General features: G+C 63.3%; 15 protein-coding genes. 6 read left to right on the top strand and 9 right to left on the bottom strand.

What is annotated here, in order from left to right:
- The 4 genes from LJE63_12045 to LJE63_12030 all read left to right on the top strand — a co-directional run.
- The coding region (locus LJE63_12045) for an adenosylcobinamide amidohydrolase (GenBank protein ID MCG6907337.1) at positions 1-1,212 on the top strand (1,212 nt) is incomplete at its 5' end.
- Between the two features lie 47 nt (positions 1,213-1,259).
- Positions 1,260-1,907 carry a MotA/TolQ/ExbB proton channel family protein gene (locus LJE63_12040; GenBank protein ID MCG6907336.1) on the top strand — a complete coding sequence of 216 codons (648 nt, stop codon included), beginning with the start codon at positions 1,260-1,262 and terminating at the stop codon, positions 1,905-1,907.
- A complete protein-coding gene (locus tag LJE63_12035) occupies positions 1,891-2,298 on the top strand; it encodes a biopolymer transporter ExbD (GenBank protein ID MCG6907335.1) in 408 nt (135 codons plus the stop codon). The genes LJE63_12040 and LJE63_12035 overlap by 17 nt, the downstream gene beginning before the upstream one ends.
- 308 nt (positions 2,299-2,606) lie before the next feature.
- On the top strand, positions 2,607-3,017 hold the full coding sequence (locus tag LJE63_12030) for an energy transducer TonB (GenBank protein MCG6907334.1): 411 nt from the start codon (positions 2,607-2,609) through the stop codon (positions 3,015-3,017).
- 163 nt (positions 3,018-3,180) lie between these two features.
- Here the strand turns inward: LJE63_12030 and LJE63_12025 are convergent, their stop codons facing one another.
- The 8 genes from LJE63_12025 to LJE63_11990 all read right to left on the bottom strand — a co-directional run bounded on the left by LJE63_12025 (position 3,181) and on the right by LJE63_11990 (position 9,563).
- A complete protein-coding gene (locus tag LJE63_12025) occupies positions 3,181-4,155 on the bottom strand; it encodes a calcium/sodium antiporter (GenBank protein MCG6907333.1) in 975 nt (324 codons plus the stop codon).
- Positions 4,156-4,356: 201 nt separating this feature from the next.
- A complete protein-coding gene (locus tag LJE63_12020; GenBank protein MCG6907332.1) occupies positions 4,357-5,535 on the bottom strand; it encodes an FprA family A-type flavoprotein in 1,179 nt (392 codons plus the stop codon).
- 26 nt (positions 5,536-5,561) lie between these two features.
- Complete coding sequence (locus tag LJE63_12015; protein MCG6907331.1) at positions 5,562-5,780, bottom strand: cyclic nucleotide-binding domain-containing protein; 219 nt, start codon at positions 5,778-5,780, stop codon at positions 5,562-5,564.
- Positions 5,781-5,840: 60 nt separating this feature from the next.
- A complete protein-coding gene (locus tag LJE63_12010) occupies positions 5,841-6,869 on the bottom strand; it encodes a hypothetical protein (protein MCG6907330.1) in 1,029 nt (342 codons plus the stop codon).
- Positions 6,870-7,224: 355 nt separating this feature from the next.
- Entirely contained in the window at positions 7,225-7,416 is a 192-nt protein-coding gene (locus LJE63_12005) for a ferredoxin (protein ID MCG6907329.1), read from the bottom strand.
- Positions 7,417-7,520: 104 nt separating this feature from the next.
- Positions 7,521-8,075 (bottom strand): hemerythrin domain-containing protein, encoded by a 555-nt coding sequence (locus LJE63_12000; GenBank protein ID MCG6907328.1) that lies wholly within the window; start codon positions 8,073-8,075, stop codon positions 7,521-7,523.
- 50 nt (positions 8,076-8,125) lie between these two features.
- Positions 8,126-8,518 (bottom strand): DUF488 domain-containing protein, encoded by a 393-nt coding sequence (locus LJE63_11995; GenBank protein ID MCG6907327.1) that lies wholly within the window; start codon positions 8,516-8,518, stop codon positions 8,126-8,128.
- A gap of 43 nt (positions 8,519-8,561) precedes the next feature.
- Positions 8,562-9,563, bottom strand: coding sequence for a dihydroorotate dehydrogenase-like protein (locus LJE63_11990; GenBank protein ID MCG6907326.1), 1,002 nt, complete (start codon positions 9,561-9,563; stop codon positions 8,562-8,564).
- 358 nt (positions 9,564-9,921) lie between these two features.
- Here LJE63_11990 and LJE63_11985 point away from each other — a divergent pair, with 358 nt between their 5' ends.
- Both LJE63_11985 and LJE63_11980 read left to right on the top strand, forming a co-directional pair.
- The gene (locus tag LJE63_11985; GenBank protein ID MCG6907325.1) at positions 9,922-10,266 is read left to right on the top strand and encodes a metalloregulator ArsR/SmtB family transcription factor; all 345 of its coding nucleotides are present in this window, start codon (positions 9,922-9,924) and stop codon (positions 10,264-10,266) included.
- 137 nt (positions 10,267-10,403) lie between these two features.
- Entirely contained in the window at positions 10,404-10,637 is a 234-nt protein-coding gene (locus LJE63_11980) for a thioredoxin family protein (protein ID MCG6907324.1), read from the top strand.
- 160 nt (positions 10,638-10,797) lie between these two features.
- On the opposite strand, the gene LJE63_11975 is transcribed toward LJE63_11980, so the two are convergent.
- Positions 10,798-12,186 (bottom strand): FAD-binding oxidoreductase, encoded by a 1,389-nt coding sequence (locus LJE63_11975; GenBank protein MCG6907323.1) that lies wholly within the window; start codon positions 12,184-12,186, stop codon positions 10,798-10,800.
- Positions 12,187-12,321 lie beyond the last annotated feature (135 nt).

The raw sequence follows: 12,321 nt of genomic DNA, 5'->3' as shown, positions 1-12,321 counted from the left end.
CTGGCCGGACGCAACGCCACCCGCAGCGGCGAATTCGTCTCCTGGCTGGCCGCCCGGATGTATGGGGAGGCCTTCGCCCGCAAGGACCATCAGGTGACGACGGACGCCGTTTTGGGCACCCGTGACCTGGACCTTGGGCTGGATTACGTTCAATCCGCCCAAATCGTTTACAGCCGCATCAATGATTTCGAGAACAAAACCCTGCTGGTGGATTTCACCCGCCCGCTGCGGGTCCTCTCCACCCTGGAGGGCCCGCGGGATGGCCTCCTGACAGTGGCCAACCACTTCATCCCGCCGGCCGGCTGGGAGCTGGAGCACAGCAGCGATCTGGCCGCGCTGCGGGCCGGCATCACCCCGCTGCTCCATCGCCCGCCGGAGACCACCAGCTTTCTCTTCACCGGTGCGAACATGGACCACCTGGCGGTCCAGCGGGTGCGCTTCCGGGACATGCAAATCCAGGCGCTGGTCACCGCCGGGGTGTGCGCCAACGCCCTGCGCGCCGCCAAGGACCCGGGGGCCTTCTATGAGCCGGGCACCATCAACATCATCCTGCTGCCCAATATGGCGCTCACCCCGCGGGCCATGGCGCGCGCCATCATCAGCGCCACCGAGGCCAAGACCGCCGCCCTGCAGGACCTGGACATCCGCAGCAGCACAAGCCCCGGCCGCCACGGCGCCACCGGAACCGGCACCGACAACGTGATCGTCGTCCAGGGCGCGGGTGGTCTTATCGACAATGCCGGCGGGCACAGCAAGATGGGCGAGCTGATCGCGGCAGCCGTCTACCGCGGGGTCCAGGAGGCCGTCGGCAAACAAAACGGGCTGCACACCGGGCGGGACATCTTTCAGCGCCTGAGCGAGCGGGGCATCGGTTCCTTTGAACTGGCCGCAGCGGCGGCCGGCCCCGGCGGGCTGGATTTCGAGCGGGTCCTGGCGGCGCTGGAGAACGTGCTGCTCAGCCCGCAGCATGCCGCCTTTGTCTCGGCGGCCCTGGCGATCAGCGATGCCCATGAGGCCGGCCTGGTCCCGGATCTGGACCCTTTTCGCCGGTGGTGCCGGCAAACGGCCGAGGAGATTGCCGGCCAGCGGATCGATTCCCCGGCGGAGCTGGTTTCCGGCCCCGACATACCGACGGTCATGCAGCTGTGCGCCAACGCGGTGCTAAACGGCGTGGTCCAGGGGCTGACCGATCAGCCTGCGCAGGGGCGGTGAGCGGCTTTCGATGCGCTTTTTTCTACGTGAAAAGGAGTTTTTGAAAGATGTGGCAAATCTTTGTCAGCGGCGGGCCGGTGATGTACCCGCTGCTGGGTTGTTCGATCATTGTCGTGGCGGTCATCATCGAACGCGCCTTTTTCTGGATGCGACTCGGCGCCCAGCGCAACCCGCGTCTGGTGGACGAGATTTTGGAGTTGAGCCGGCGGGCGGACTGGGAGGCCATCCGCCAACGGGTGGCGGGGTCCAAAGACTATATCGTCAAGATCCTGGTCACGGGCATCGTTCACCGCGAGTTTTCCCTGGCCAAGGCGATGGAGTCGGCGGCCATGGAAGAAATCGAGGGCATGCGGCGCTTCATGCGCGTCATGGACACGATGATCACCGTGGCGCCGCTGTTGGGCATCTTCGGGACGGTGCTGGGGATCATCTCCTCCTTCGAAATTCTGGGTACTGCGGGGATCGAGCACCCGGAGACGGTCACCAGCGGCATTGCCCAGGCGCTGATCACCACCGCCGCCGGGCTGGGGATCGCCATTCTGACGGTCTTTCCCTTCAACTACTTCAACGCCCGGGTGGAGGCCGCCGCCCTGACCATCGAGAAATACGCCACCAGCCTGGAAGTCGTGTTCGAAAGACTGGACGGCGGTGGCTTTGGAACGCCAGCGGACGGTTCCCATGAAACTGCATCTTAGGCAACCCAAGGCGCGGATCGAGATGCTGCCGCTGATCGACATCGTCTTTCTGCTGCTGGTCTTCTTCATCTATGCCATGCTCTCCATGGCGGTGCACCACGGGATGCCGGTCAAGCTGCCGGCCTCCGCCACGGCGACACTGGACAGAGAAAACGCACTGGCCGTGACCGTCAAGGCCGACGGCAGCCTCTTCATCGATCGGGAGCCGGTGGCGCTGGCCGATCTGGCGGCACGCCTGAGGGAAAAGGTGCAGCCCGGGGAAGCGCCGGCGGTTCTGGTGTTCGGCGACCGCAGCCTGCCCTATCAGAGCCTCTTTCAGGTGCTGGACCACATCCGGCTGGCCGGGATCGCGCGCATTTCCTTGCAGGCCGAGGCGGATCCGGCTCAATGAAGCGCCTGCTCTGGGCCGCAATGCTCTCGGTAGCCCTGCACGCGGCGGTGCTGGCGCTTGTCCCCGCAAAGCCCCTGCAGCCGCCTGTACTGGGCGGCTCCCGGACGGCGATCGAGGTGTCGTTGTCCCAGCGAAGGTCAGAAAAAAGGGAGGCGGCTGATCCGGCAGCGGTTTCAGCCAGCAGAGATACCGACGCGCCCCCCAAAACGGAGCAAAAGCCGCTCCAAAGGACACCTCCGACCCTACGAAAACCCGCCGTAAAAAAGCCCTCGCCCCAACCGCCGGCCCAAACTCCGCCCAGACCGGTGGTGAAAGCCAGGCAACCGGCCGCCGTTGCGCCCGCGCCCGCGACGGAAGAAATCCCTGCACCGACTGAGCCCGGCAAACCCATCCCCTCCCCGGGCGGATCCCAAACCGGATCCCCCAACAGCGCCGAAACCATCCGGCAGCCGGCGGTGCCGCTCTACCGCCGCAATCCACCGCCGCCCTATCCCCGCATGGCCAAGGCCAGGGGTTACCAGGGCCGGACCCTGCTGAAGGTTCTGGTGGGGCCCGACGGCCGGGTGAAGGAGATCACGGTGGCGGCCAGCAGCGGTTACGCTGTGCTGGACGAGGCTGCCGTCAAGGCCGTCCGTCAGTGGCTTTTCGAGCCCGCCAGACAGGGGCTCGAGCCGGTGGCCATGTGGGTCACGGTGCCGATTCGCTTTCAGATCCGATAGGTTTGGGCGTGGGGGCGAGAGTGAAACAGCCGCGTGACCGCAGGGGCAAGGCTGTATCGCCTCCCGCCGGGGCCGGCTTCAAAATCAGACAGGGCCTTTGGAAAGGCCCTGCCGGATCGGGTGGACAGTCAATGATTGAAGAAAAAGTTCGCTGGCCGGCCCGTCAGCTGCCCAGAAGGCCGGCCGCCAGGTAGGCGGTGTAGCCCACGTAGCAGGCCAGCAGCCCCGCGCCGCCATAGCGGTTGATGCGCCCGGGGCGCCCCCTGAAACCGTAGCCGATCAGAAAAAGCGAAAGGGTGAGCACCGCCATGACCAGCATGTCGCGGGAGAACACCTCGGGCTCCAGGGTGATGGGGTGAATGACCCCGGCAATGCCCACCACCGCCAGGGTGTTGAAGAGATTGGAGCCGAGCACGTTGCCGATGGCGATGTCGTGCTCGCCTTTGCGGGTGGCAACCGCCGAGGAGGCCAGCTCCGGCAGCGACGTGCCCAAGGCCACGACGGTCAGACCGATGATCAGGTCGCTCACCCCGCAGCCGTGGGCGATCTCGACCGCCCCCCAGACCAGGAGGCGGGAGCTGGCGAGCAGCAGCGCCAACCCCACCAGCAGCCGCACCATCGCCCGGCTGAAGGGCATGACGCGGGACTCCAATTCCCGGGTCACCTCGCTGCCCAGGGCATCCGGGCTCTGGCGCAGCCCTTTCCAGATGGTCCAGCTCATCAGCCCGCCGAATACCGACAGCAGTACCAGGGAATCGACCCGGGTGACGGCGCCATCCCAGATCTGATAGGCGGCCAGGGCCATGACGGCCGTGAGGATCGGCAATTCCTGGCGCAGCACCCGGGAATGGACCGCTATGGGGCAGATCACCGCCGTCACCCCCAGGATCAAGGCGATGTTGGCGATGTTCGAACCGTAGGCGTTGCCCACCGCGATGCCCGGGTTGCCGTGAAAGGCCGCGAAGGCCGAGACCACCATTTCGGGTGCGGAGGTGCCGAAGCCGATGATCACCATCCCGATCAAGAGCGGCGGCATCCCGAAATGGCGCGCGCTGGCGGCGGAGCCGTCCACAAAAAGATCGGCGCTCCAGACGAGAAGCGCCAGACCAAAGACCAGAGCGAAAAACGGGAGAATCATGAAACGCCTAGTTCCAAATGGCGGGTATCCTGGTCGGCGGCCGGCACGGCGGACCGATCGCCGTGCCGGCCGGTGACCGCAAAGCGGCGACCGTGTTGCCTGAACTATACCAGCTCTGAGGGCTAATGCCAGGAATAAAATCCAGGCCGGCGCATGCGAGACGGGTGGAGCCCAGGCGGAGGCCTTTGACCCCCAAAGGATTCAGGCAAACCCTGCTTCCCGGTGTTTGGCGGCAATCGTGGCGGCCAGGGTCTCCAGGGCCGTCAGCGCCTCGGCCTGGGGCAGGCCTTTGCAGAGAACGGGCGTCAGGACCTCCACCTTGAGGTTGGGAATCATCCCCGCGAGGGCCTCCACGGTCTTGCCGCCCCACCCGTAGGAGCCGACGATGGAGAGGAATTTCGCCTTGGGGCGCAGGGCGTTGGCCAAAAAGGCGGCATAGGCGGCCAGCGGGTGCGGTCCGGCCAGGACCGTGGGGGTGCCCACGACCAGCGTGCCGGCATCCACCAGGGCCATGGCCAGCTTGCCGATATCGGTCACCACGAGGCTGAAGGGCTCCACCCGCACACCCTGGTCCACCAGCGCCGAGACGAGGTGATCCACCATCCGCCGGGTGCTCTCGTGCATCGAAACATGGGGCAGCACCACCAGGTTGCGGGGCGGCCCGAGAACCCACTCGCGGTAGGCGGCCAGGATCCAGGACGGGCGGTCATAGATCTGGCCGTGGCTCGGGGCAATGGTCTGAATGGGCAAGTCCTTGAGCTTCTCGATGTTCTTTTCGATCACGTTGCGAAAGGGCATCATGATTTCGGCGAAATAGCGTTTGGCCGCCTCGTAAACCCGCCCTTGATCGACCACGAAAAGATCGGCGCTGGCGATGTGGGACCCGTAGAAATCGCAGCTGAAAAGTATTTGGTCCTCCTCCAGGTAGGTCACCATGGTCTCCGGCCAGTGCACCCAGGGGGTGTGAATGAACCGCAGGGTTTTGTCGCCCAGTGACACGGTTTCCCCGTCGGCTACAGTCACGATGACCTCTTCGGGCAGTTCGAGCAGATCCATCAGCATGCCCTTGGCCTTGGGGGTGCAGACCACCTTGGCTCCGGGAAACCGTTGCAGCACCCGGGGGATGGTCCCGGAGTGGTCCTGTTCGGCATGCTGGGAGACCACGAAGTCGATCCGGGGCACCCCCTCGAGCTGGGCCATCAGGTGCTCAGCCATGGGGGGATCCACGGTGTCCACCAAAACGGTCTTGTCGCGGCCCGCGATCAGGTAGGCGTTGTAGGTGGTGCCGTCAGGCAGCGGAATGAGGGAGTCGAAAAGGCGCCGGTCCCAATCCACGGCGCCCAGCCAGTGAATCTTTTCCGCCAGCTTTCTTTTTAGCATGGCACGTCTCCTTTATTTTCGGCCGGTTAATGCCTGCCCTGCTCGTGCACCTTGCTCAGCTTGAAGCGGCCCGCGATCACCAGGTAGCAGCAGTCGGCCGGATCACCCTGGGAAAAAAGGGGTTCTCCGGCACGGCACTCGCGGCGGCGCCCGCGACGCAGCGCGTCCTCACCCTGTTCCGGGCTCAACCCGGCCAGAAATTCGAACTGCTGAAAAATCTCAACCGCACAAGCGCTCAACTGCATGCTGCCCTCGCGGCGGTCGCCGCCCACAGGCGTCGTCGGCTATCCATTCGGACCCCGCCGTCACGGCCGGTATCGATCCCGCAGCAGCACCGCCATTTGGTTGACTGCGGCAAATGCGCGCTCGACGGTGCGCTCCTTGTCCGGGTTGACCAGGCAGCAGGTGGCCGGCGAGAGCATGCTGCGCGCGATCAGCTGCTCCCGGTCGATGCCCTTGGCCCACAGGACTTTCCAGACGGCCTCGAGGCGCTGGATAAGGGATGGGATCTCCTCCTGGCCGAAAGCCTCGAAACCCGTGGGCACGATCCCCCAGACGATCGTGCCGCCGCGGTCGAGAAATCTGCGAATCGACGGGCCGTAGGAGGCAAAGATTTCCGCATTGGTGTAAACGTCCAGCGAAAGGACGTCCAGGTCCAGGTTGAGCAGAAAGTCCCAATCGGGGTTGCCGCAGAGGTGGATGCCGCGCGGTCGGTCGACCTGGGCGAAGAACTGATCGAGTTCCCCTTTGGCCTTCAGATCGCTGTATCCGGCCATGGCCGAAAAGAGGAACTGCAGCCCCGGCTCGTCGACGAACATGAAGGCCTTGGGATTGCGCTTCTGAAGCCGGGCCAGCTGCACGTTCAGACGCCGGGCCATGAAATCCAGCATGAACGGCCGGACCGTGTCGTCGAAGAGAATCGGCCGTTCGTTCTGATCGAGCACGTTGAACCCGAAGCTGATGGGCCCTTCGAGCTGCCCGCGGATGGCCGGCCGGTCGGCCAGATCCAGGGTGAGGAAGCGGTGATAGACCGCCGAATAGGTCTCGCTGATATCGAAAAGCGCCGGGTCGTCGAAGCGCGCCAGGACCGCTTCGATCTCCTCGGCGAACTTGTCGATCGAAAAGCGCAGGGTGCGCCGCTCGAGGTCCAGCAGAATGCCGGGGAAGTGCTCGGCCGCCTGGACGTACATGTCTTCGTAGTAGCTGAAGTGCGGCAGCTGCGGCCAGAAGGGCACGTCCAACGAAAGCGCCATCTCCAGGGCACGATCGACGTCGGTGTGGGGCATCACCGCCATGGCGGTGGTCAGCAGGTCGCCGGGGATTTTGGCCTCCAAGGGACTCCTTTCAGCCTGCTTGGGCCAAAGACGACAGCCGGATTTAGATCGCCTAAGGCCGCCGGAGGTTTAGGCCCCGTCGTCCCGGGCCGAGCATCGCAGCAGCCGGCGAAAAAGGCCCTGGGGCTGTTTGAGCGCAAGCGGGTTCCACAGGGCCCGCCGGCTGCGAGAAGCGCAGGGCAGCCCGCAGGGCCGCAGGACGCGGGCGGCTTCTTTTGGTTCGTTTTCTTGTCCGCACAAGAAAAGGAACACAGACCAATGGGAGGTGTAAATCCCGGTCTATTACCGGGATGCCCGCCAAAGTTCCTTTCTGACAAACACCGCGCGGCGGAGCGAAATGCTTTTTAGCGTCTTCTTATTCCCAGTGAATACATTCCACCGGGCAGGTTTCGATGGCCTCCTCGATGCACTCCTCGGAGCCCCCCTCCTCCATGATCACATGGGCCTTTTCGGCGTCCTCGTCAAAGCCGAAGACCTCCGGGCAAAGTTCGACGCAGCTTTCGCACCCGATGCACTCTTCCGTTTCAATAACCACTTTTTTGCCCATCTTGGTTTCCCTCCTGCGATATAACGGTAATGGATATGCTGGTGCCCGGCAAAACCGGATGCTTCCCGGCGCGGCGGAACACCGCCGACCTCACGGGTCCCGGATCATTTCAAGTATGCGTCGCGCAACTCTTCCAAAAGCGCCTGAAACGCCTCGTGTTTCCCGGGACCGACACGTTCGCGTTCAAGCCTTTGAAAGGCCTCGAAAAGCTCGACGTCGGCCCTCACGTCCAGTCTGTCATCCGCCATCGGGAAAAGGACGGAGTTTTCCTTGACGATGTGCCGACTGAGCAGGTCCACGTATTCCTGGATGGTTTGCTGAATCCCGACGGCCGCCTCTTTTTTCCCGGACCGGTATTGCCCCAGGAATTCCCGAAGTTGCACCACCAGCTGGCGGCCCTGCCGGTGCTCGCGCAGCATCACCCCGATGGGCCCTGCCTCCCTCGGAACGCCGGCCGCTTCCAGAGCCGGAAACAGGAATTCCTCCTCCTTGCCATGATGGCATTTGTCCACAAAAATCGTTAAAAATTCAACGATGCCATCGACATGCGGGGCTGGCGGGGGCTCCCTGCCCCCGAATCTGGCTGACACGGCCTTCAAAACCCGCAGCATGAGTTCAATTCCCTGATGTTCTTGTTGCAGTTCGTCGGTCGCTTTCATGAAAACCCTCTTTGGTCACGCAACAACATCCTCTGGATGGAGAAACGGCTTTATTTTGGCGTGATTGGCGGCCCCACCGGGGCCCCATTCTTTCGGGGCGGCCCAAAGAGATACTCGCTCAAGGCAACGGCCTGGTTGTGGCGGGTATCCCGGGCGGCAAAGAGCAGGGTAAGTTTTTCCTTTGCCGCGAGGTCGCGAAGCTGCGCGATGACCGCGGGCCGGCCGTCAAGCTCCGCGAAAAAGCGGCGCTTGAACACCTCCCAACGGGCGGGGTCATGGCCGAACCATTTTCGAAGCGCCGTGCTCGGCGCCGCATCCTTCAGCCACAAATCCGCTTGCAGGCGCTCCCGGGTCATGCCCCGGGGCCAGACCCGGTCGACCAGCACGCGAACGCCGTCCTCTTTTTCGGCCGCCTGGTAGACCCGTTTGGTTTGGATCTGCATCTCGCACCCCTGCGGCCGGCGGAATTCCGGCAGCCCCGGCTGGCTACTGCGCGATTTCCTTTTCGTCCTCCCCCCCGAAATAGCGCATGAACTGAACCCGCTCGTAGACGGCGGGGTTGGTCGCCGCGTCCTGGCTCATCTTACCGCGAAAATCCGCGATCTTCTCGAAGCCGTGAACGCTCATCCAGCTTTTAAGGCTCTCGGTCAGGGACTGGATATAATCGGGGCCCTTGCGGTAGAGGCTGGACACCACCTGGACCGCGGTGGCGCCGGCCAGCAGCTGCTTGATGAGCGCCGGGCCGTCATGCACGCCGGTGGAGGCGGCCAGGTCGCAGTCGACCTTTTGGGCCATGATGGCGATCCAGCGCAGCGAAATGGCCAGTTCGGCTGGGGTGCTGAAAACGAAAGAGGGCTTGATCTTGAAGTTGTCGATGTCGATGTCCGGGCTGAAGAAGCGGTTGAACAGCACCAGGCCGGCCACCCCGGTGCGGGACAGTTTTTGAATCATCGGCCCGAGGTTCGAGAAATAGTAGCTGATCTTGAGCGCCACCGGGACGGAGACGGTCTTCAGAATCTTGTCGACAGTCGCAAAATAGGCGCTTTCCTGCTCCTGGCTGGAGCGGGTAAAGTCAGACGGCAGGAAAAACATGTTCAATTCGATGGCATCCGCGCCGGCTTGCTCGATCCGGCGGGCAAAGGCGCTCCACTCATGGGAGTAGACGCAGTTGATGCTGGCGATCACCGGGATCGAGACTCTCTTTTTGCACTCCTGGATCAGGGTGATGTAATGGTCCAGCTTCTTTCCCTTCAAATGGAAGTCATAATAGTCGAACTGGTCCAGGTTGACGCCGGCCGCCTCGGCCTCCTTGAGAATATCGTCCAGTTCATAGGCGATCTCTTCCTCGAAAATCGACTTTAAAACCACGGCGCCGGCACCGTTTTTGGCGAGTTTTTCAACCTTGTCGGCGGAACTGGTCAACCCCGAGCTGCCGGCGATGATGGGGCTGGCGAGCTTCAGGCCCAAATAGGTGGTCGTCAAATCCATTTTTTCGCTCCTTGCTTCATGAGGTTGTTATCAGCGGCAAGCTCCGCGAAGGGGCTGCCGCGCGATTTGGCCGGATTTCGGTGCATGCCTGCCAGCGGATAAGGCGCGCCGTTGGTTCAGCGTTTTTTAAGGCATAGCCGAGATTGCCTGAAAAATAAACCACTAAAAAAGCCGAACGAACCGATCCCGACGGCTTGATTTTCGCCCAGCAGGCTTCTGATGGTCGGGTGCCCCAACCCCGGCTGGGCCCATCGGAAAACCGGTTCCGACGAAAATACGGCGGCATCGGGGGCAATTTTATTGTTGACAAAACCCGGACTATCCGCAAAATTCCAAATCGTGAATATTTTGGAGGTGTATGCGACGCTTTATCAAAGTCATGAAAGCACTCTCCGACCCCAACCGGGTCAAGATGGTCAAACTCCTCCAGCGCCGCGTGCTGTGCGTCTGCGAGATACAAGCGGCGCTGGGGCTTGCCCAGTCGACGGCCAGCAAGCACCTTAAAATCCTTGAGGAGGCCGGCTTGGTGCGCTTCACCAAGGACGGGCTGTGGGTCAACTACCAACTCACCGACGGGTCTGAAAACCCTTACGTCGCCAGCATCCTGGGAAACCTCCGGCACTGGCTGGAGGAAGACCCCGAGGTGGCGGATATGGTCGCCCGGCTGCCCGAGATCCGGCGTGAAACCATCTGCGGCGGGTGATTTTTTTTGGATTCGACATATCGTTATATTTGCATTTTCAAATTTGAAACGAATCTTCGGGCAAGCATCCGGCCCCGGCAAGGCCGCCGCTGAACCGAATGCAGAACGCCCAGCCCAAAATGAAAGGAAAGATCAGCATGGATATCAAAGTACTGGGGCCAGGCTGCGCCAAGTGCGAGCAGACCGAAAAAATCGTGAAGGAGGCTGTGACCGAGGCGGGGGTGACGGCCACGGTCGAAAAGGTCACCGACCTCATGAAAATCGCCGGCTACGGGGTGTTCGGCACGCCGGCGGTGGTGGTGGACGGCGAGGTGAAATGCGTGGGAAAAATTCCCACCAAGGAGGATGTCAAAGGCTGGCTGGGCGCGTAGGACGTCGGCCCCACAGTGCATTCGGCCGCATCGGACGCTGCAGCATCAAATGCGGCCGACCTGCCCCGCCTTTCTTCTGCCCTCATGGGCCTGCCCAGGGCACAGGCTACCGGCCCGCTCCCACCTTCCCTGCCGCCGCCGGATTGGCGGCCCGGACCGCTCAACCCCCCGGCGCAATGTTCTGGTTGTGATGGAACAGATTCTCCGGGTCGAAGGCCTTCTTGATGGCTCTCAGTCGCTGGTAATTGGACCCGTAGGCCGCCGGAACGCGGTCGTCCTCCTCGGCGGTCATGAAATTCACGTAGCCGCCGGCGGAGGCGTAAGGCTGCGCAGCCGTGAAAAACTCCCGCGCCCAGGCAACCCCACGCGCATCATCCGACGCCTCTTGCCATCGGCCGTGCACGTTCATCACGAATTTCGCGTCGCGATGAAAATAGGCCATGGCATCGGCCGGAACACGGTTGGCAGCCCCCGCGATCATGCCGATAAAGATCTCGCACTCCGGGGTGGGCAGTCGGCCGGCGGCGGCCAGAACCACATCCCACAGGCCGTCCGAAAGATCGGTGAAGTTAAGCGACTTCCAGTAATTCCGTGCACCCGGGGCGAGCAGCGGATCGAAAGCTTGCTGCCACTGGGTGTAAGGCTGAAGGCCGATGTGCTCGCCCCAGGCATCGCCGAAACGGCGCAGCGGGGCGATCAGCTCGCGGCCCTTGGCCGCATCGCCGGCATGGAAGATCGCCAACACAAGGGCCTCGCGCCCGTGCACCGGCTGCGGTAAAAACGGCAGCGCCGGCGCCTTTCGCAGGACCGCCCAGACGCTGAGCTCCTCGGGTGCCGAGGCCGCGAAACGGTGGTATTGTCGGAGCAGCGCCGGGGCCTGGTCCATGGGAAAGACCATCAGGCCGGCCAGCACTTCGGGGCCCACCGGATGGAGGCTGAACTCGAAGCGGCTGACGATGCCGAAATTTCCGCCGCCACCGCGCAGCGCCCAGAACAGATCGGGGTTTTCTCTTTCGCTGGCACGCAGCCGCCGCCCGTCCGCGGTGACCACATCGGCCGCCACCAGGTTGTCGATGGTCAGGCCATACTTGCGCGTCAACCAGCCGAAGCCGCCACCCAGCGTAAGGCCGGCGACACCGGTGGTCGAGTTGATGCCCGCCGGTGTCGCCAGACCGTGGGCCTGGGCGGCCCGGTCGAAATCCCCCAGGGTGGCGCCGGGTTCAACCAGGGCGCGGCGGCGGGCGGAATCGATCCGAACGGCCTTCATCGGCGAGAGATCGATCATCACCCCGCCGTCGCAGACCGCGCTGCCGGCGATGTTATGTCCGCCCCCGCGCACGCTGATGTCCAATCCCTGGCTGCGGGCCCAATCGATGGCGGGCGGGATGTCGCCCGCATGGGCGCAGCGCACGATGACCGCCGGCCGCCGGTCGATCATGGCGTTCCAGATTTGACGGGCATCCTCATACTCCGGATCATCGGGCTGCAGCACGCTTCCCGTTACCCGGGACCTCAAATCGTCGATGGTACGGTTCACTGGGGTTTTCATGGCATAGCCTCCTTGCTGCGCCGGGAAGAGGCGTGACGGCGATTCCCGGCACCGACGCTTTTCTCGGCATTCTCTCCAGATTCCAGGCTTCGAGCGAATACGCCAAACGGCTGCCCACCGCGCACAACCGGTTTT

Source organism: Desulfobacteraceae bacterium (assembly GCA_022340425.1).
GTDB lineage: Bacteria > Desulfobacterota > Desulfobacteria > Desulfobacterales > JAABRJ01 > JAABRJ01.
Note: the sequence above shows the minus strand (reverse complement) of the source record. Positions and strands in the feature narration are given on the sequence as shown.